Below are 20,704 nucleotides of genomic sequence, written 5' to 3'. Positions count from 1 at the left end.
CGAACGGACCGGTTGGCAGAAGAAATGAGGGGAACGTGTCGCCATTGAATGTGCCGGATTCCGGTGCGTTATTATCGGTCCAGAAGCTGACGAAGTTCTTCGGAAGCTTTGCAGCCTGCAATGAAATCGATCTCGCTATCGCGCCGGGCGAAATTCATGCACTTCTCGGCGAAAATGGCGCAGGCAAATCCACTTTGGTGAAGATGCTGTTCGGCGTTCTCGAGCCGACGGGCGGGCATATCCTCTGGCAGGGCCAGCCGGTTGCGATCGCATCGCCAGGGGAGGCCCGCAAGCTCGGCATCGGCATGGTCTTCCAGCATTTCTCGCTGTTCGAGGCGCTGACGGTTGCCGAAAACATCGCGCTATCGCTCGATGACGCCATCCCGATCGACAAAATCGCCGAAGAGGCGAGAGCACTGTCCATCGCCTACGGCCTGCCGCTCGATCCGCATGCCCATGTCGCCGATCTCTCGGTCGGCGAGCGCCAGCGCATCGAGATCGTCCGGGCGCTGCTGCAGAACCCGAAGCTCATCATCCTCGACGAGCCGACCTCGGTGCTGACGCCGCAGGAGGCCGACAGGCTGTTCGAGACGCTGTTCAAGCTCCGTGCCGAGGGGCGTTCGGTTCTCTATATCAGCCACCGGCTGGAGGAGGTGCAGCGCATCTGCGATCGCGCCACCGTGCTGCGCGATGGCCGTGTGACCGGCGCTTGCGATCCGAAGCAGGAAACGCCTGCCTCTCTCGCCCGCATGATGGTCGGCAGCGAAGTGGCGACCGTCACGCATCCGGAGCGCAGCGACAGGGGCGAGGTGCAGCTTGCCGTCGCCAATCTTTCCGTCGCCGCGCGCACCCCTTTCGCCATGTCACTGCGTGATGTCTCGATGGCGGTGCGCTCCGGCGAGATCCTCGCCATTGCCGGTGTCGCGGGCAACGGCCAGAGCGAGCTCTTCGACGCATTGTCCGGCGAATATCCGGTCGCCTCGGCCGAGGCGATCGTCATCCGCAAGAAGCCGGTCGGCAATCAGGGCATTACCGCTCGCCGTCTTCTCGGCGCCGGCTTCGTGCCGGAGGAGCGCCATGGCCATGCCGCCGTCTCCGCCATGAAACTGTCGGACAATCTCGTCCTTGCCCGCAATCAGTCGGATCGCAAGGCGTTTCTGGGCCTGCTCGGCATCATCCGCCACGCGGCAGTGAAATCCGCTGCGAGGCGCATTTCCGAGGCCATGGACGTCCGCAAGAGCGGCGATGACCCGGCCGCTGGCTCGCTGTCGGGCGGCAACTTGCAGAAGTTTATCGTCGGCCGCGAGCTCGACCGCCAGCCGGCGGTGCTCGTCGTCAACCAGCCGACCTGGGGCGTCGACGCCGGGGCCGCGAGCCGCATCCGCCAGGCGCTCGTCGATCTTGCAAGAGCTGGTTCTGCCGTCGTCGTCATCAGCCAGGATCTCGACGAGATCTTCGAAGTGGCGACCGATATCGCCGTCATCTCCGAAGGCCGTCTTTCCCGCCCATTTCCGGCGGGCGAACTGACGCGGGAGAAGATCGGCCTGCTGATGGGCGGCCTGCACGAGAGCAGCTCTGGCTCGGAGGCGCTCCATGCGCATTGAACTCGAAAAACGCCCCGACGTCTCGAAGCTTTTCGCCTTCGTCTCGCCGCTGCTTGCCCTTATCCTGACGCTGGTGTTCGGCGCCATCATGTTCGCCATGCTCGGCAAGGACCCGATCGCCGCACTGGAAGCCTTCTTCATCGAGCCGCTGCTCGAGGTCTGGTCGCTGCACGAACTGGCGATCAAGGCCGCGCCCCTGATCCTGATTGCCGTCGGCCTGGCGGTCTGTTATCGCTCGAACAACTGGAATATCGGCGCCGAAGGCCAGTTCACCATCGGCGCCATCACCGGCTCTTATCTGCCGATCGTCTTTTACGACTGGCATTCGCCGCTCGTGCTGCCCCTGATGCTGATCCTGGGCGCGCTCGGCGGTGCGCTCTTCGCCGCCATTCCGGCGCTGCTGAAGGCGCATTTCAACACCAACGAGATCCTGACATCGCTGATGCTGGTCTATATCGCCCAGCTTTTCCTCGACTGGCTGATCCGCGGCGCCTGGCGCGATCCGAAGGGTTTCAACTTTCCCGTTTCGCTGGATTTTGCACCGGAAGCGGTACTGCCAGCGATCTGGGAAGAGTCGGGCCGCGCCCATTGGGCCTTCGTCTTCGCCATTGTCGCCGCAATCGGCGTCTGGTTCATGCTGCGTTATACGCTGAAAGGCTTCGAGATCGTCGTGCTCGGCCAATCGGAGCGGGCAGGGCGCTTTGCCGGCTTCTCGTCGAAGAAAATGATCTGGTTCAGCTTTCTCTTTTCGGGCGCGCTTGCCGGCCTTGCCGGGATAGCCGAGGTCTCCGGCTCGATCGGCCACCTGCAGCCGGCGATCTCGCCGGGCTACGGCTTCACCGCCATCATCGTCGCCTTCCTCGGCCGCCTCAATCCGCTTGGCATCATCGCATCGGGCCTGGTGCTAGCACTCACCTATCTCGGCGGCGAGGCAGCACAGCTTTCGCTCGGCGTTTCGGACAAGGTCACCCGCGTCTTCCAGGGTCTGCTGCTCTTCTTCGTGCTCTCCTGCGATACGCTGATCTATTACAAAATCCGCCTGGTCTGGTCGCGGGTAAGGGGCGCGGCGGCATGAGCATCTTCGAAGCCATTCTGCTGACGGTCATCACCGCCTCCACCCCGCTCGTCATTGCCGCGCTGGGAGAACTCGTGACCGAGCGCTCCGGCGTTCTCAATCTCGGTGTCGAAGGCATGATGATCATGGGCGCGGTCGGTGCCTTTGCCGCGGCACAGCTCACCGGCTCGGCCTATATCGGCATTGTCGGCGGTGTCGTGAGCGGCGCGCTGTTTTCGCTGTTCTTCGCCTTCCTGACGTTGACGCTCGTTGCTAATCAGGTGGCGACAGGCCTTGCGCTGACGATCCTTGGCCTCGGCGCCTCCGGCATGCTCGGCGAGGCCTTCGTCGGCGCACCCGGCGTCCGGCTGCTGCCGATCGAGGTCCCGGTGCTTTCCGCCATTCCCTACGTCGGAACGGTCCTCTTCAAGCAGGATCTCATCTTCTACCTGTCGATCCTGCTCGTTATCGCCGTCAACTGGTTCCTCTTCAAGAGTCGCACCGGCCTGAAGATTCGTGCCATTGGCGATAATCACGCCTCGGCGCATGCGCTCGGCATCGATGTCATCCGCATGCGCTACCTCGCCGTGATGTTCGGCGGCGCCTGTGCCGGCCTTGCCGGGGCGCAGCTTTCGCTGATCTATACGCCGCAATGGACAGAGAACATGTCCGGCGGGCGCGGCTGGATCGCGCTGGCGCTCGTCGTCTTCTCCTCCTGGCGGCCTTGGCGCCTGCTGGCTGGCGGTTATCTCTTTGGGGCGGTAACGATCCTGCAACTGCACGCGCAGGCCTTCGGCATCGGCATTCCCTCGCAGTTCCTCTCGATGCTGCCCTATGCGGCGACGGTTGTGGTCCTCGTCATCATCTCGCATAATCGGCGCACGACGTTGATCAATACGCCGGCCTCGCTCGGCAAGGCCTTCGTGCCGGACCGGTGAGCAAACAACAAGACGGGTTTCGAAACTTCCAACCAACAGGGATCAATATGAAAAAACTTGCACTTGCTCTCGCAGCGACAGCTGCCCTCGTTTTGAGCATCGGTTCGGCCGCCGAGGCGGCTGACAAGACCAAGGTCTGCTTCGTTTATGTCGGCACCCGCACCGACGGTGGCTGGACGCAGGCCCATGAGAACGGCCGCCTCCAGGTCGAGAAGGAATTCGGCGACAAGATCGAGACGCCCTACCTCGAAAGCGTCCCGGAAGGTCCGGATGCCGAACGCGCCATCGAGCGCATGGCCCGCTCCGGTTGCTCGCTGATTTTCACCACGTCCTTCGGTTTCATGGACCCGACTATTGCCGTCGCCAAGAAGTTCCCGAAAGTGAAGTTCGAGCATGCGACAGGCTTCAAGGCCGCCGACAATGTCGCGACCTACAATTCCCGCTTCTATGAAGGCCGCTACATCAGTGGCATTATCGCCGGCAAGCTCTCTAAAACCGGCACGGCCGGCTATATCGCCTCCTTCCCGATCCCCGAAGTGGTGATGGGCATCAATGCCTTCGAAACTGGCGCCAAGTCGGTCAATCCGAACTTCAAGATGAAGGTTATCTGGGTCAACACCTGGTTCGACCCGGGCAAGGAAGCCGATGCCGCCAAGGCGCTGATCGACCAGGGCGTCGATATCCTCACCCAGCACACCGACACGACCGCTCCAATGCAGGTCGCCGAGCAGCGCGGCGTCAAGGCCTTCGGCCAGGCTTCCGACATGATCAAGGCTGGTCCGAACGTCCAGCTGACCGCGATCATCGACACCTGGGGCAATTATTACGTCAAGCGCGTCAAGGCGCTTCTCGACGGCACCTGGAAGTCAGAGCAGAGCTGGGACGGCCTCAAGGACGGCATCTTGACGATGGCGCCCTATACCAACATGCCCGACGAGGTGAAGAAACTCGCCGAGGAGACCGAAACCAAGATCAAGTCCGGCGAATTGCATCCCTTCACCGGCCCGATCAACAAGCAGGACGGCACGCCGTGGCTGAAGGCTGGCGAAAAGGCCGACGATGGCACGTTGCTCGGCATGAACTTTTATGTCGAAGGCGTCGACGACAAGCTGCCGGGTAAATAATCCCTTAAGCCATCTCGCGGATGCGAAGAGCGCCCTTTTGGGCGCTCTTTTTTTGCTGCAATGCATCCCAAGATTCCGATTTACAAAAGTAATACTATATGATTTTTTGACCCTGCGCCGCGAGATGCGGCATTGGGAGGAAATCATGAAATTGAAGACTGCACTTTTGAGTGCCACGATTCTGGCTGCCTGCATGTTCGGTTCGGCTTCGGCCGCCGGGTTGACTGTCGGCTTCTCGCAGATCGGCTCGGAATCGGGCTGGCGTGCGGCTGAAACGACCGTGACCAAGGAACAGGCCAAGAAGCGCGGCATCGATCTGAAGTTTGCCGATGCGCAGCAGAAGCAGGAAAACCAGATCAAGGCTCTGCGCTCCTTCATTGCTCAGGGCGTCGATGCCATTCTCATTGCTCCGGTCGTCGAAACCGGCTGGGACGACGTTCTCAAGGAAGCCAAGGAAGCCGAAATCCCGGTCATCCTTCTCGACCGTACCATCAAGGCTCCTGACAATCTCTACCTGACGGCGGTGACGTCGGACCTGGTCCATGAAGGCAAGGTCGCAGGCGACTTCCTGGTCAAGACCGTCGGCGACAAGAAGTGCAATGTCGTCGAGCTGCAGGGCACCACCGGTTCGTCGCCGGCTATCGCCCGCAAGAAGGGCTTCGAAGAGGCTCTTGCCGGCCACGACAACCTCAAGATCGTTCGCAGCCAGACCGGTGACTTCACCCGCACTAAGGGCAAGGAAGTCATGGAAAGTTTCCTGAAGGCCGAGAATGGCGGCAAGGATATCTGCGCTCTCTACGCCCATAACGACGACATGGCCGTCGGCGCCATCCAGGCGATTAAGGAAGCCGGGCTGAAGCCCGGCAAGGATATCCTCGTCGTCTCCATCGACGCCGTGCCCGATATCTTCAAGGCGATGTCCGAAGGCGAGGCCAATGCCACGGTCGAGCTGACGCCGAATATGGCAGGTCCGGCCTTTGATGCGCTCGAAGCCTATTTGAAGGACAAGAAGGCTCCGGCCAAGTGGATCCAGACCGAGTCGAAGCTCTACACGCCGGCCGACGAACCGATGAAGGTCTACGAAGAGAAGAAGGGTCAGGGCTACTGATTGAACCTGGAACCGCACCGGCCCGTCATGGACCGGTGCGGAACTGCCGTTGTCGGGCCGGGCATCATGCCCGGTTTTGGCACAGGCGTCAGGCGCAATATCAGGAAACAGCAGCCCTCATGGTTCACAATTTCGAGAATATTCTCGCAGCCTCCGGCATATCGAAATTCTTCCCCGGCGCCGTCGCCTTGGACAAGGTGGATTTCACGCTCCGCCGTGGCGAGGTTCACGCATTACTCGGCGAAAACGGCGCCGGCAAATCGACGCTGATCAAGTGCATCACCGGCGCCTACCATCGTGACGAAGGCAGCCTGACGCTCGACGGCCAGGAAATCAATCCGGCCAATACGCTCGCCGCCCAGAAGCTCGGCATCGGCACGGTCTATCAGGAGGTCAATCTCCTTTCCAATCTGAGCGTCGCCGAAAACCTCTTTCTCGGACGCCAGCCAAGGCGTTTCGGCATGACCGACGTGCGTTCGATGAACCGCAAGGCGCGCGATCTGCTTGCCGGTTATGGCATCGATATCGACGTCACCGCCGAGCTCGGCCGTTTCTCCGTCGCCGTCCAGCAGGTGGTCGCCATTGCCCGTGCCGTCGATCTCTCCGGCAAGGTGCTGATCCTCGACGAGCCCACCGCAAGTCTCGACAATCAGGAAGTGGCGCTGCTCTTCCGCATCATCGACGACCTGAAGAAACGCGGCCTGGGCATCGTCTTCATCACCCATTTTCTCGAGCAGGTCTATGCAATCAGCGACCGTATTACCGTGCTGCGCAACGGCAAGCTCGTCGGCACCCGCGACGCCGCCGACCTGCCGCGACAGGGCTTGATCGCCATGATGCTCGGCCGCGAACTGGCCCATGTCGAGGAGACGGTGCGGGAACACAGCCTTGCGGCCGGCGATGTCCGATACCGTTTTTCAGGTTACGGCAAACGCGGCAAGGTCAAGCCTTTCGATCTTGAAGTGCGCGCCGGAGAGGTGGTCGGCGTCGCCGGTCTGCTCGGCTCCGGGCGCACCGAAACCGCCGAACTGCTCTTCGGCATCGAGCATGCCGACAGCGGCAGCGCCACGATCGACGGCCAGCCAGTGACGATTTCGAGCCCGCGCGCGGCGATCGGAAAGGGTTTTGGCTTCTGCCCCGAGGACCGCAAGACCGATGGCATCATCGGCGATCTGTCGATCAGGGAGAACATCGCACTGGCGCTCCAGGCCCGCCGCGGCTGGACGCGGCCGCTGTCACGCGCCGAGCAGAATGCGCTTGCCGACCGCTACATCAAGGCGCTCGATATCCGCACCACCGATCGCGAAAAACCGATCCGGCTACTGTCAGGCGGCAACCAGCAGAAGGCGATCCTCGCCCGCTGGCTGGCGACCAATCCGAAGTTTCTGATCCTCGACGAGCCGACCCGCGGCATCGATGTCGGTGCCCATGCCGAGATCATCCGGCTCATCGAAGAGCTCTGTGCCGGCGGCATGTCGCTGATCGTGATTTCCTCAGAACTTGAAGAGCTTGTCGCCTATAGTTCACGTGTCATCGTACTGCGCGACAGGCAGCATATCGCCGAACTGACAGGCGAGCGTATCACCGCTGCCGGCATCGTCGATGCCATTGCCGCCGCCGAACACAAGATGGAGGATGCATGAGATCCTCCCTGAAAGCGCTGGCCTATCGCCTGGCGCCGCAATTGATCGCGCTCGTTGTCATTCTTCTGTTGAATTTCATCACATCACCGCAGTTTTTTAATGTCGTGGTTCAGAATGGTCGGCTCTATGGCAGCCTGATCGATGTGCTGAATCGCGGCGCGCCGGTGGCGCTGCTGGCGATCGGCATGACGCTGGTCATCGCCACCAAGGGCATCGACCTCTCCGTCGGTGCGGTCATCGCGATCTGCGGCGCCGTCGCCGCGTCGTCGATTGTCTCAGGAAATTCAGTTGCCTACACCATTATCCTGACACTTGCGATTGGGCTTGCCTGCGGCATCTGGAACGGGTTCCTGGTGGCAGTCCTCAATATCCAGCCGATCATCGCCACGCTGGTGCTGATGGTGGCCGGCCGCGGCATCGCCCAGCTGATCACCGAAGGTGCCATCCTGACCTTCAACGATGACGGGCTGACCTTCTTCGGCAGCGGATCGCTGCTGCTTCTGCCGATGCCTGTCGTCATCTGGCTTCTCGTCGGCCTGCTCGTCATCCTGCTTGTCCGCCGCACGGCGCTCGGCATGCTGATCGAGGCCGTCGGCATCAATCGCCGCGCCAGCACGCTCTCCGGCATTCAAACGCCGGTGCTGCTGATGGCGGTCTATATGCTGAGCGGGATCTGTGCCTCGATTGCGGGCATCATCGTCGCCGCCGACATCAAGGGCGCCGATGCCAACAATGCCGGCCTCTGGCTGGAGCTCGACGCGATCCTCGCCGTCGTCGTCGGCGGCAATTCGCTGCTCGGCGGCCGCTTCAGCATTCTCGGATCGCTGATCGGCGCGATGATCATCCAGGCGGTGAACACCGGCATCCTGTCCGCCGGCTTCCCGCCTGAATTCAACCTGATCATCAAGGCCGTCATCATTATCGTCATCCTCGTCATCCAGTCGCCGGCGGTACAATCGCTCGCCATCTTCGCCAGCCGCCGGCAGGGCGGTAGGGAGCAGCCGAAATGAACTCCAAATACCTGCCGCTGCTTGCGACCATCGTCATCTTCGTGCTCGCCTATGCCGGCTGCGCGCTGCAATATCCGAACATTTTGTCGACGCGCGTCATCGGCAATCTTTTGACCGACAATGCCTTTCTCGGCATCGCTGCCGTCGGCATGACCTTCGTCATCATTTCGGGTGGCATCGATCTGTCGATCGGCTCGGTCATCGCCTTTACCGGCGTCTTCCTCGCGGTGATCCTGCAGAACACCTCGATCCATCCGCTGCTCGCTTTCGCGATCGTGCTCGTCATCACTACTGCCTTTGGCGGTATCATGGGCGCGATCATCCACTATCTCGAAATGCCGGCCTTCATCGTCACCCTTGCCGGCATGTTCCTGGCGCGCGGCATGGCCTTCGTGCTCTCGATCGACAGCATCCCGATCAACCATGAGTATTATTCGACGCTGACGAGCCTCTATTATCGTCTGCCCGGCGGGGGGCGGCTGACGCTGATCGGCGGCATCATGCTTCTGGTCTTTGGTGTCGGCATTTTCATTGCCCAGCGCACCCGCTTTGGCACCAATGTCTATGCGCTTGGTGGCGGCACGCAGACGGCGCGGCTGATGGGCGTGCCGGTCGGCCGCACGACAATCCAGATCTATGCGCTCTCGGGATTTCTGGCGGGCCTATCCGGGATCGTTTTTTCGCTGTACACCTCTGCCGGATATTCTCTTGCAGCAGTCGGCGTCGAACTCGATGCCATCGCGGCGGTGGTCATTGGGGGGACGCTGCTGACCGGAGGAGCGGGATTCGTGGCGGGAACCTTGATCGGTATCCTGATCCAGGGGCTCATTCAGACCTACATCACCTTCGACGGCACGCTGTCGAGCTGGTGGACCAAGATCCTGATTGGCCTTCTGCTATTTGCATTCATCCTGATGCAGAAAGCCATCCTGTTCGTTTCCAGTCTGAACAAGAGGTACGCCTGAGGGGGAGACGGATCGCTTGCGCTACAAATTGGACGAGACACGCAAGACGGGGCGCAGAACCCGGACGAGCCACGCCCAGGTCGTCGACGAACTCGGCAAGGCGATCGTCGCCGGCACCTATCCCGTCGGCTCGATCCTGCCAGGCGATACGGAACTGGCGCAGCGTTTCAAAGTGTCCCGCACCGTCTTGCGCGAGACGATGAAGACGCTCGCCGCCAAGGGCATGGTTGTCGCCAAGGCGCGGGTCGGCACGCGTGTGACCGAAAAGAATCTCTGGAACATGTTCGACAGCGAGATCATCGCCTGGCACTTCGACAACGGCGTGACGGAAGAATTCCTGCTGCAGCTCTACGATATTCGTCTCGCCTTCGAACCCTTCGCCGCTGGTCTCGTCGCTGAAAGGGCGAATGCCGAGGAGATCGAGATGCTGCGCGGGCTGGCGCTCGAGATGGCGGCCGCCGGTCATACGGCGGACAGCCTCGCACTCGCCGACCTTCGTTTTCACCTGGCGATCGCCGAAGCCTCGCACAATCCCTTCATGCGGACACTGGGCAGCCTCATCGAAGCAGCCCTCGTCGGCATGTTCCGCATGAGCACGCCGCCAACCGAAAACGGCTTCGCCAATATCGCCGACACCCATATGCGCATCGTCGATGCGATCGTTTCCGGCGATAGCAATGCTGCGCGCCGCGCGATGGAGGACGTTATCCTGGACGGCCGCCATCATGTGCACGAAGCCTTCGTGGCCCGCGGTTCCGACGCCGTCACAGGGCCGATTTCGGCCGCAATTTCACCTTTGTGAGGGCTTTGCTTATCGACAGCGCCACGCGTCTTTTCGAGAGCCGCAAAGGACGCTGCAGCACTTTGAATGGCTGCACAATTTATCCTTAAATCGATTCCGGTTTAGGGAATTTTGCAGTATGAGGCGATAAAGCCGCCTCATGGCGCGGATTCGCGGAGCAAATCATGGAACGCACTTGTCTTGCCGTCATCCTTGCCGCCGGTGACAGCACGCGGATGAAATCCTCGAAATCGAAGGTGCTGCATCCGGTCGCCGGACGGCCGATGATCGCCCATGTGGTCGAGGCGGTCGCCTCCGCCGGCATCTCATCCGTCGCCCTTGTCGTCGGCCGTGACGCCGAGGACGTGGCGAAGGCCGCAAGCATCGACGGCGTCGTCATCGAATCCTATCTGCAGAAGGAACGCCTCGGCACCGGCCACGCGGTGCTGGCGGCGCGCGACGCGATCGCCAAGGGCTATGACGATATCCTCGTCACCTATGGCGACGTGCCGCTGCAGACCGACGGGCCGCTCAAAGCCGCCCGCCAGGGCCTTGCAGACGGCAGCGATGTCGTCGTCATCGGCTTCCACACCGACCGCCCGACCGGCTATGGCCGCCTGCTCGTCAAGGACGGCGAACTCATCGCCATCCGGGAGGAGAAAGATGCGACCGATGCCGAGCGCACCGTCACCTGGTGCAACAGCGGGCTGATGGCGATCAATGGCCGCAAGGCGCTTGATCTTCTCACGCGCATCGGCAATGCCAATGCCAAGGGTGAATTCTATCTGACCGATCTCGTCGAGATCGCCCGTTCGCTCGGCGGACGCGTCACCGCCGTCGATGCTCCTGAGATCGAGATGACCGGTTGCAACACCCGTGCCGAACTCGCCGTCATCGAGCGCTTCTGGCAGGAGCGCCGCCGCCACAAGATGATGCTGGCCGGCGTCACCATGATCGCGCCGGAAACGGTCTTTCTTTCCTACGATACCGTGATCGGCCAGGATGCGCTGATCGAGCCGAACGTCGTCTTCGGTCCCGGTGCGGTGATCGACAGCGGCGCCGTCATCCATGCCTTCTCGCATATCGAGGGCGCGCATGTCAGCGAAGGCGCGACCGTCGGCCCCTTCGCGCGGCTCAGGCCTGGTGCGGACCTCGCCAACGGCTCTAAGGTCGGCAATTTCTGCGAGGTCAAGAACGGCCGGCTGGGCGAAGGCGCCAAGGTCAATCACCTCACCTATATCGGCGATGCCGTCATCGGCGCCGGCAGCAATATTGGCGCCGGCACGATCACCTGCAACTATGATGGCGTCAACAAGAGCGAGACGGTGATCGGCGAAAACGCCTTCATCGGTTCCAACTCCTCGCTGGTCGCGCCGGTGACGATCGGTGACGGCGCCTATATCGGCTCCGGCAGCGTCATCACCGCCAACGTGCCAGCCAACGCGCTGGCGCTCGGCCGTGCCCGGCAGGAGATCAAGCCCGGCCGCGCGACACTGCTGCGCGAACGTGCGCTCGCCATCAAGGCGGCGAAGAAGGCGAAAGCCTGACCAGCCTTGCGTAACCGGCGGAAATTCAAAGTGACCGCCGAGGTGATTGAGAAATAAGCAGGAATCGTTAGGACTGGCCTCGTCATCGAAGCCTTTATGGGGATACTATATGTGCGGCATTGTGGGGATCGTCGGAACTGCGCCTGTGGCCGGGCGCCTGGTCGATGCGCTGAAGCGTCTCGAATATCGCGGTTACGATTCCGCCGGTGTCGCCACCATTCATGACGGCGTGATGGATCGCCGCCGCGCCGAGGGCAAGCTGTTCAATCTGGAAAAGCGCCTCGACAGCGAACCGCTGCCCGGCACCGTCGGCATCGCCCACACGCGCTGGGCCACCCACGGCATTCCGAACGAGACCAATGCCCATCCGCATTTCGTCGAAGGCGTCGCCGTCGTCCATAACGGCATCATCGAGAATTTCTCCGAGCTTCGCGACGAACTGACCGAGGAGGGTTCGGTCTTCCAAACCCAGACCGACACCGAGGTGGTCGCCCATCTGATGGCGAAATACCTGCGCGAAGGCCTTGAGCCGCGCGACGCTATGCTGAAGATGGTGAACCGCGTGACCGGCGCCTATGCGCTGGCTGTTATGCTCAAGGCCCATCCCGGCACGATCATGGCCGCCCGTTCCGGACCGCCGCTTGCCGTCGGCTACGGCCGCGGCGAGATGTTCCTCGGCTCGGACGCGATCGCGCTTTCGCCCTTCACCAACGAGATCAGCTATCTCGTCGACGGCGATTGCGCCGTCCTCACCTGCGATGGGGTCTCGGTGCTCGATTTCGCCGGCAAGCCGGTCAAACGCGCCCGGCAGATCTCGCAGGCGACCGCCTATGTCGTCGACAAGGGCAACCACCGCCACTTCATGGAAAAGGAAATCTACGAGCAGCCGGAGGTGATCTCTCACGCGCTCAGCCACTATGTCGATTTCGCCGAGAATACGATCGGCGCCAATGCCGCCGCGATCGACTTCAAGGCAGCGACCGGCCTTGCGATCTCGGCCTGCGGCACTGCCTATCTCGCCGGCCTCGTCGGCAAATACTGGTTCGAGCGTTATGCCCGCCTGCCGGTCGAAATCGACGTCGCCTCCGAATTCCGCTACCGTGAAATGCCGCTGTCGCCGTCGCAGGCCGCCCTCTTCATCTCTCAGTCAGGCGAGACCGCCGATACGTTGGCATCGTTGCGCTATTGCCGGGACAACGGGTTGAAGATCGGCGCCGTCGTCAATGTCCGCGAATCGACGATCGCCCGCGAATCCGACGCCGTCTTCCCGATCATGGCCGGCCCCGAAATCGGCGTCGCCTCGACCAAAGCCTTCACCTGCCAGCTCGCCGTACTGGCAGCACTGGCGATCGGCGCCGGCAAGGCGCGCGGCACGGTGAGTGCAGACGAGGAGAGGGCGCTGGTGCGCCATCTCGCCGAAATGCCGCGCATCATGAGCCGGGTGCTGAACCTCATCCAGCCACAGATGGAAAGCCTGTCGCGCGAGCTGTCGAAGTGCAAGGACGTCCTTTATCTCGGCCGCGGCACCAGTTTCCCGCTCGCCATGGAAGGCGCGCTGAAACTCAAGGAGATCTCCTATATCCATGCCGAAGGTTATGCCGCCGGCGAGTTGAAGCACGGGCCGATCGCGCTGATCGATGAGAACATGCCTGTCATCGTCATCGCCCCCTACGACCGCTTCTTCGAAAAGACCGTCTCGAACATGCAGGAGGTCGCAGCCCGCGGCGGCCGCATCATCTTCATTACCGACGAGGCCGGTGCAGCGGCCTCGAAACTGCCGACCACGGCGACGATCGCCCTGCCTGTGGTCGATGAAATCATCGCGCCGATGATCTTCTCGCTGCCAATCCAGCTGCTCGCCTATCACACCGCCGTCTTCATGGGCACCGATGTCGACCAACCGCGCAACCTGGCGAAATCCGTGACCGTGGAATAAGCCTGCAACGCCGCGACCTTCGCTTCGAAACATATTGTGCGGGACCCCGAATTCTGGCAATTTTGGTCGGCGGACAAGGGGGAAGGGCCGGCGTTCCGGCCTGTCCAGGACTGAGATGGAGTTCATCAGGACACGATGACCGACAAGACCCCCAGAATGCCGGTCGCGACCCGGCTGAGGAATAATTTTCTCGCAGGGCTGATCATCTGCGCGCCGATCGCGATCACCATCTGGCTGACCTGGACCTTCATCCACTGGTCGGACAGCTGGGTCCGCCCCTATATTCCGGCGCGCTGGAATCCGGAAAGCTATCTCAATTTCGCCATTCCCGGTTTCGGCCTGCTGATCGCCGTTGTGCTGATCACCGTTGTCGGCTTTCTCGGCAAGAACCTCATCGGCCAGAGCATCGTCCGGTTCGGCGAATCGATCGTTCAGCGCATGCCGCTGGTGCGCACGGTCTACAGAAGCGTGAAGCAGATTTTCGAAACCGTGCTGAAGGAACAGGCGAACTCCTTCAAGAAGGTCGGCCTCATCGAATATCCGGGCCCCGGCCTCTGGGCGCTGATCTTCATCGCCACCGACGCCAAGGGCGAAATCGCGTCGAAGTTCAATGCGATGGGCCAGGACATGGTCGCCGTCTTCCTGCCGCCGACGCCGGTGCCGACCGCGGGATTCCTCATCTTCGTGCCGCGCGAGAAGATCGTCATGCTCGATATGTCCCCGGAAGACGCCGCCAAGTTCCTGATTTCAGGCGGGCTTGTCGCGCCCGAACACAAGCCGGCCGATCCAAAGCAGAAGCATTTGCCGCGGCCAAAGCCGGTGGCAGTTTCCAAAGCGGAATGATGCATGTCGCCCAAAAGTGTTCAGCGGTTTTGGGGTAACGACATGTATGGAACAAAGACTTAAAGCGCGCCGTAGCGCGCTTTATCCAGCCCTGAGAAAACGGATCGCCTCGTCGCGGCGGAAAAGATAGAGCAGGGTGCGGATCGCCGTTCCCCTCTCGGTGGTCAGCTCCGGATCGCGCTCGATGAGGTAAGCCGCATCCTTGCGGGCGATCTCCAACAGGTCGGCATGCGCCTCGAGGCTGGCGATGCGAAAGCCCGGCGTGCCGGATTGCCTTGTGCCGAGCAATTCGCCTTCACCGCGCAGCTTCAGGTCTTCTTCGGCGATGCGGAAGCCATCCTCCGTCTCCCGCATGATCGAAAGCCTGGCATGGCCGGTCTCGCCGAGTGGTCCCTTGTAGAGCAGGATGCAGGTCGAAGCCTCGTCGCCGCGCCCGACGCGGCCGCGCAGCTGATGCAATTGGGCCAGGCCGAAGCGTTCGGCGTGTTCGATCACCATGATCGTCGCATCCGGCACATCGACACCGACCTCGACGACTGTAGTGGCGACGAGCAGGCGGGTCTCGCCGTTCTTGAACGCCATCATCGCGGCATCCTTCTCCGGCCCGCTCATGCGGCCGTGGATGAGGCCGATGCCCGGGCCGAGTGCGGAGATCAGCGTCGCATGCCGCTCCTCGGCCGACATCAGGTCGAGCTCCTCAGACTCTTCGACCAGCGGGCAGATCCAGTAGGCCTTCTTGCCTTCGCCAAGCGCGCTTTGCAGCCGCCCGACGATTTCGCCGGTTCGTTCCATCGGCACGGTGATCGTTTGGATCGGCTTGCGGCCGGCCGGCTTCTCGGTGAGTTTGGAGACGTCCATATCTCCGAAGGCGGCGAGCACCAGCGTGCGCGGGATCGGCGTCGCCGTCATGACCAGCATATGGGGCGAGAGGCCCTTGGCGGTCAGCCGCAGGCGCTGATGCACGCCGAAACGGTGCTGCTCGTCGACGACGGCAAGCATCAGATTGGCGTAGGCGACACTGTCCTGGAAAAGCGCATGCGTGCCGATGATGATCTGGGCAGCACCCGAGGCAATGCGCTCCAGGATTTCCTCCCGTTCGCGTCCCTTGGTGCGCCCGGTCAGCACTTCGATGTTGAGCCCGGCGGAGGCGGCAAATTTCGAGATCGTTGCGTGGTGCTGCCGCGCCAGGATTTCGGTCGGCGCCATCAGCACGGCCTGGCCGCCGCTCTCAATCACCGCCGCCATCGCCATCAGCGCCACCAGCGTCTTGCCGGAACCGACATCGCCCTGCAGCAGCCGCAGCATGCGCTCGTTGCCGGCCATATCCTTCAAAACCTCGGCGATCGCCTCGTTCTGGCTGCCGGTGAGCGAGAAGGGCAAGGTCTTCAGGATCTTGCTGCTGATGGTGCCGGTCGCATGCACCGGCTGGCCCGCCACCTTGCGCAGCCTCTGCCGCACCAGGCTCAGCGACAGCTGACCGGCGAGGAACTCGTCATAGGCAAGCCGCCGCCGGGCAGGGGCCTGCGGGTCGATATCGCTGGGGTCGCGCGGCTCGTGCAGCATGTGGAAACTGTCGCGGATCGACGGCAGGCCCTGTTTCTCAGTCAGCGCCGGGTCGATCCATTCCGGCAGCTCGGGAAAACGCGGCAGGCCGGCGTCGATGATCTTGCGCAGCGTCTTCGGCGAAAGCCCCGCCGTCAGCGGATAGATCGGCTCGACCAGCGGCAGGCTCTCCGCCTCGTCGGCCCTGACGATATAGTCGGGATGTACCATCGAGGCGCGGCCGTTGAACCAGTCGATCTTGCCGCTGACCGTCACCTCCGCGTCAACAGGCAGCTGCTTTTCCAGCCACGCCGCCTGTCCGCGGAAGAAAACCAGCGTCAGCTCGCCGGTCTCGTCATGCAGGAAGACGCGGTAGGGGATATTGCTTTTGCCGCCCGGCGGCACCTGGTGGCGGTCGACGCGCGCCGTGATCGTCACGATCGCACCCTGCGGCGCGCGGGCGATGCCCGGCTGGTTGCGCCGGTCGATCAGCGAAAAGGGCGCGTGGAAGAGCAGATCGATGACCCGGCAATCCTCCAGCGTCTCGCGCCCGAGCAGCTTGACCAGCAGGTCGGCGATCTTCGGGCCGACGCCCGGAAGGCCCGAAATAGGGGAAAACAGAGGATCGAGAATGGCGGGGCGCATGCGGCCAAAATGCGATGAACAATGCGGCCTTGGCAAGGCTGACAAGCCGCTTTCCAGGGTCTATAGAGGCGCATCAACAGGAAGGTAATGCCATGACAGGTGTCACGCTCACGAGTGCCGGTCTCGACCCGCGCCGCCGCAGAATCCTTTTCCGCTGCTGGCATCGCGGCATCCGCGAGATGGATCTGGTTTTCGGCCAGTTCGCCGAAGCCGAGGTCGCCACACTGTCGGAAGCCGAACTCGACGAGTTCGAGACGATCATGGCGGAAGAGGACAATGATCTCGTCCGCTGGATCATGGGAACATGGCCGGTGCCTGAGCGTTTCCAGACACCGATGTTTGCCCGCATCGCCGCCTATAAGCCCGATTTTGACAAGCCCCTCAGGACGCCGGAATGATCCCTGGTTTCGATGCGAAGAAGCTTGCGGCCATTGCCGAGCCGCTGACGATCGGCAATGTGCCGGCAGGTCTGGAGACGCTGCTGCTCGCCGAGCTCGCCCGAACGGGAGAGCCGGTCGCCTATGTCATGTCCGACGGCCACCGAATGGCCGATCTTGAGCAGATGCTGGGCTTCGTCGCCCCCGACATTCCGGTTCTCACTCTGCCGGCCTGGGACTGTCTGCCCTATGACCGCGTCTCGCCGAGCGCCGACACCTCGGCCCGCCGGCTTGCCGCACTCGGCGGCCTCATCGCCCATCGCAAGAAGCCGCATGCGGCAATCGTGCTCGTCACCGCCAATGCCATGCTGCAGAAGGTGGCGCCGCAGGATGTTATCGAAAGCCTGACTTTTTCGGCCCGTCCCGGCAACCAGCTGCGCATGGACGACCTTGCCGGCCGCCTGGAGCGCAATGGCTTCGAGCGGGTCGCGACCGTTCGCGAGGTCGGCGAATATGCCGTGCGCGGCGGCATTCTCGACGTCTTCGTGCCGGGTTCCGAAGAGCCGGTTCGCCTCGATTTCTTCGGCGACACGCTGGAGAGCATCCGCAGCTTCGATCCAGCCAGCCAGCGCACGACGGGACAGGTGCGCTCCCTCGATCTCAACCCGATGAGCGAAGTGACCCTGACGCCGGATACGATCAGCCGCTTCCGCAAGAATTACCTCTCCGCTTTCGGCGCGACCACACGCGACGACGCGCTCTATCTCGCCGTCTCCGAAGGCCGCCGTTACCCCGGCATGGAGCACTGGCTGCCGCTTTTCTACGAGAAGCTCGATACCGTCTTCGATTATCTCAGCGGCTTCCGTATCGTCATCGACCATACGGTGCGTGAAGCAGCCGAAGAGCGCTCCAAGCTCGTTTTCGACTATTACGACGCCCGCCTGAACTCCGGCCAGCCGGCCAAGGGCATGACGCAGGGCACGCCCTACAAGCCGGTGACGCCGGGCCAGCTCTATCTCGACAGCAAGCTTTTCGTCAAAACCCTCGACGCGCTGGGCGCGATCCGCATCAGCCCGTTCAACGAGCATGAGGGCGAGGCGCGGCGGGTCGTCAATGTCGACGCCCGTCAGGGCCAGCGCTGGGCCCGTTCGAACGCCGAAGGCGGCGGTGATGCCGAACGCATCAACATCTTCGACGTCGTCGTCAAGCATATTGCCGACCGCCGTGCCGCCGGCGCCAAAGTGCTCGTCACAGCCTGGACCGAAGGTTCGCTGGAACGCCTGCTGCAGGTGCTGAACGAGCATGGCCTCGAAAAGGTCAAGCCGATCGAGGCGCTGAAGGATGTCGGCTCGCTGGCGAGAGGCGAGGCGGCCGCTGCCGTGCTCAGTCTCGAAGCCGGCTTTCAGGCCGGCGACCTCGTCGTCATCGGCGAGCAGGACATCCTCGGCGACCGCATGGTGCGCCGCTCCAAGCGCCGCAAGCGCGCAGCCGATTTCATCTCGGAGGTCGCGGGCCTCGATGAGGGCTCGATCGTCGTCCACGCCGAACATGGTATCGGCCGCTTTATAGGGCTGAGGACCATCGAAGCCGCAGGCGCGCCGCATGCCTGCCTCGAACTGCAATATGCCGACGAGGCCAAGCTCTTCCTGCCGGTCGAAAACATCGATCTCCTCTCGCGTTACGGCGGCGAAGGCACCGAAGCCCAGCTCGACAAGCTCGGCGGCGGCGCCTGGCAGATGCGCAAGGCCAAGCTCAAGAAACGCCTGCTCGACATGGCCGATGCGCTGATCCGCATCGCCGCCGAGCGCCTGACGCGCCATGCGCCCATGCTGACGACGCCGGAAGGCCTTTACGACGAATTCGCAGCCCGCTTCCCCTATGACGAGACCGAAGACCAGGATAACGCCATCGAGGCCGTGCGTTCCGATCTCGCCGCCGGCCGGCCGATGGACCGTCTGGTCTGCGGCGACGTCGGTTTCGGCAAGACCGAAGTGGCGCTGCGCGCCGCCTTCGTCGCCGCGATGAACGGTGCCCAGGTTGCCGTCGTCGTGCCGACGACACTGCTTTCCCGCCAGCATTTCAAGACCTTCTCCGACCGTTTCCGCGGTCTGCCGGTGCGCATCCAACAGGCCTCGCGCCTCGTCGGCGCCAAGGAGTTGGCGCTGACCAAGAAGGAGGTGGCGGAAGGCAAGACCGATATCGTCGTCGGCACCCATGCGCTGCTCGGCGCCGGCATCAAATTCGCCAATCTCGGCCTGCTCGTCATCGACGAGGAACAGCATTTCGGCGTCAAGCACAAGGAGCGGCTGAAGGAGCTGAAGAGCGACGTGCACGTGCTGACGCTGTCGGCAACGCCGATCCCGCGCACACTGCAGCTTGCCATGACCGGCGTGCGCGAACTATCGCTGATCACCACGCCGCCGGTCGACCGCATGGCGGTGCGCACCTTCATCTCGCCCTTCGACAGCCTGGTGATCCGCGAGACGCTGATGCGCGAGCATTATCGCGGCGGCCAGAGCTTCTATGTCTGCCCCAGGCTTGCCGATCTCGAGGACGTGCATGCCTTCCTGCAATCGGATGTGCCGGAGCTGAAGGTCGCCGTCGCCCATGGCCAGATGCCGGCCGGCGAACTCGAAGACATCATGAACGCCTTTTATGAAGGCCGCTACGACGTGCTGTTGTCGACCACCATTGTCGAATCCGGCCTCGACGTGCCCACGGCCAATACGCTGATCGTCCACCGTGCCGATATGTTCGGCCTTGCCCAGCTCTATCAGCTGCGCGGCCGCGTCGGCCGCTCGAAGGTGCGCGCCTTCGCGCTCTTCACCCTGCCGGTCAACAAGGTGCTGACGGCAACCGCAGAGCGTCGCCTCAAGGTGCTGCAGTCGCTGGATACGCTCGGCGCCGGTTTCCAGCTGGCGAGCCACGATCTCGATATTCGCGGCGCCGGAAACCTGCTCGGCGAGGAGCAGTCCGGCCATATCAAGGAAGTCGGCTTCGAGCTTTACCAGCAGATGCTGGAAGAGGCGGTCGCCGAGGTCAAGGGTGTCGACGAGATCCACGATACCGGCTGGTCGCCGCAGATCTCCGTCGGCACGACGGTGATGATCCCCGAGAACTATGTGCCGGACCTGCATTTGCGCATGGCGCTCTACCGCCGCTTGGGCGAAATCACCGAACTCAACGAGATCGATGGCTTCGGTGCCGAGATGATCGACCGCTTCGGCCCGATGCCGATCGAAGTCCAGCATCTGCTGAAGATCGTCTACATCAAGTCGCTCTGCCGCACCGCCAATGTCGAAAAGCTTGATGCCGGCCCGAAGGGTGTCGTCGTGCAGTTCCGCAACAAGGAATTCCCCAACCCGGCAAACCTCGTCGGTTATATCGGCAAGCAGGGCACGATGGCGAAGATCCGCCCCGATCACAGCCTGTTCCTGACCCGCGACCTGCCGACGCCGGAAAAACGCCTGCAAGGTGCCGCGGTCATCATGACGCAACTGGCTGAGTTTGCGAAATAGAGCAATTCCAGCAAAAGTGTGCAGCGGTTGTCTAATCGCATTGCCTTGGTCAAGGTTATTTTGGCATTG

15 protein-coding genes are annotated in these 20,704 nt (G+C 62.4%); 14 read left to right on the top strand and 1 reads right to left on the bottom strand.

Translation table 11 applies throughout. The annotated features are described in order from the left end of the window. The first annotated feature begins 35 nt into the window (after positions 1–35). The 12 genes from G9X64_RS22205 (at position 36) to G9X64_RS22150 (ending at position 14,553) form a co-directional block, all read left to right on the top strand. Positions 36–1,604 carry an ABC transporter ATP-binding protein gene (locus G9X64_RS22205; protein WP_171377395.1) on the top strand — a complete coding sequence of 523 codons (1,569 nt, stop codon included), beginning with the start codon at positions 36–38 and terminating at the stop codon, positions 1,602–1,604. Beyond that, complete coding sequence (locus tag G9X64_RS22200) at positions 1,594–2,679, top strand: ABC transporter permease (RefSeq protein WP_168311895.1); 1,086 nt, start codon at positions 1,594–1,596, stop codon at positions 2,677–2,679. Before G9X64_RS22205 ends, G9X64_RS22200 begins: the two co-directional genes overlap by 11 nt. Next, positions 2,676–3,596 (top strand): ABC transporter permease, encoded by a 921-nt coding sequence (locus G9X64_RS22195; RefSeq protein ID WP_168317814.1) that lies wholly within the window; start codon positions 2,676–2,678, stop codon positions 3,594–3,596. Before G9X64_RS22200 ends, G9X64_RS22195 begins: the two co-directional genes overlap by 4 nt. A 47-nt stretch (positions 3,597–3,643) precedes the next feature. Next, positions 3,644–4,720 carry a BMP family ABC transporter substrate-binding protein gene (locus G9X64_RS22190; protein WP_171377394.1) on the top strand — a complete coding sequence of 359 codons (1,077 nt, stop codon included), beginning with the start codon at positions 3,644–3,646 and terminating at the stop codon, positions 4,718–4,720. Between the two features lie 145 nt (positions 4,721–4,865). Then, positions 4,866–5,828, top strand: a complete 963-nt coding sequence (ytfQ, locus tag G9X64_RS22185) for a galactofuranose ABC transporter, galactofuranose-binding protein YtfQ (RefSeq protein ID WP_171377393.1) — start codon at positions 4,866–4,868, stop codon at positions 5,826–5,828. 119 nt (positions 5,829–5,947) lie between these two features. Continuing rightward, on the top strand, positions 5,948–7,471 hold the full coding sequence (gene ytfR, locus G9X64_RS22180) for a galactofuranose ABC transporter, ATP-binding protein YtfR (RefSeq protein WP_168311897.1): 1,524 nt from the start codon (positions 5,948–5,950) through the stop codon (positions 7,469–7,471). After that, a complete protein-coding gene (locus G9X64_RS22175) occupies positions 7,468–8,481 on the top strand; it encodes an ABC transporter permease (protein ID WP_168311898.1) in 1,014 nt (337 codons plus the stop codon). Before ytfR ends, G9X64_RS22175 begins: the two co-directional genes overlap by 4 nt. Continuing rightward, positions 8,478–9,446 (top strand): galactofuranose ABC transporter, permease protein YjfF, encoded by a 969-nt coding sequence (yjfF, locus tag G9X64_RS22170; RefSeq protein ID WP_171377392.1) that lies wholly within the window; start codon positions 8,478–8,480, stop codon positions 9,444–9,446. The genes G9X64_RS22175 and yjfF overlap by 4 nt, the downstream gene beginning before the upstream one ends. A 16-nt stretch (positions 9,447–9,462) precedes the next feature. Beyond that, entirely contained in the window at positions 9,463–10,248 is a 786-nt protein-coding gene (locus G9X64_RS22165; protein ID WP_168311900.1) for a FadR/GntR family transcriptional regulator, read from the top strand. 164 nt (positions 10,249–10,412) lie between these two features. Beyond that, a complete protein-coding gene (gene glmU, locus G9X64_RS22160) occupies positions 10,413–11,774 on the top strand; it encodes a bifunctional UDP-N-acetylglucosamine diphosphorylase/glucosamine-1-phosphate N-acetyltransferase GlmU (RefSeq protein WP_171377391.1) in 1,362 nt (453 codons plus the stop codon). Between the two features lie 109 nt (positions 11,775–11,883). Next, entirely contained in the window at positions 11,884–13,710 is a 1,827-nt protein-coding gene (gene glmS, locus G9X64_RS22155) for a glutamine--fructose-6-phosphate transaminase (isomerizing) (RefSeq protein ID WP_171377390.1), read from the top strand. A gap of 135 nt (positions 13,711–13,845) precedes the next feature. After that, positions 13,846–14,553: a DUF502 domain-containing protein gene (locus tag G9X64_RS22150; RefSeq protein ID WP_168317818.1), complete on the top strand. Its 708-nt coding sequence runs from the start codon at positions 13,846–13,848 to the stop codon at positions 14,551–14,553. Between the two features lie 81 nt (positions 14,554–14,634). On the opposite strand, the gene recG is transcribed toward G9X64_RS22150, so the two are convergent. Continuing rightward, positions 14,635–16,740: an ATP-dependent DNA helicase RecG gene (gene recG / locus G9X64_RS22145; RefSeq protein ID WP_171377389.1), complete on the bottom strand. Its 2,106-nt coding sequence runs from the start codon at positions 16,738–16,740 to the stop codon at positions 14,635–14,637. 92 nt (positions 16,741–16,832) lie between these two features. Here recG and G9X64_RS22140 point away from each other — a divergent pair, with 92 nt between their 5' ends. Continuing rightward, on the top strand, positions 16,833–17,138 hold the full coding sequence (locus G9X64_RS22140) for an FAD assembly factor SdhE (protein WP_017960426.1): 306 nt from the start codon (positions 16,833–16,835) through the stop codon (positions 17,136–17,138). Continuing rightward, on the top strand, positions 17,135–20,635 hold the full coding sequence (mfd, locus tag G9X64_RS22135; RefSeq protein WP_171377388.1) for a transcription-repair coupling factor: 3,501 nt from the start codon (positions 17,135–17,137) through the stop codon (positions 20,633–20,635). Before G9X64_RS22140 ends, mfd begins: the two co-directional genes overlap by 4 nt. Positions 20,636–20,704 lie beyond the last annotated feature (69 nt).

The organism is Rhizobium sophorae, assembly GCF_013087515.1.
In the GTDB taxonomy this organism is placed as follows: domain Bacteria; phylum Pseudomonadota; class Alphaproteobacteria; order Rhizobiales; family Rhizobiaceae; genus Rhizobium; species Rhizobium sophorae.
This window is presented reverse-complemented; position numbering and strand designations above follow the sequence as displayed.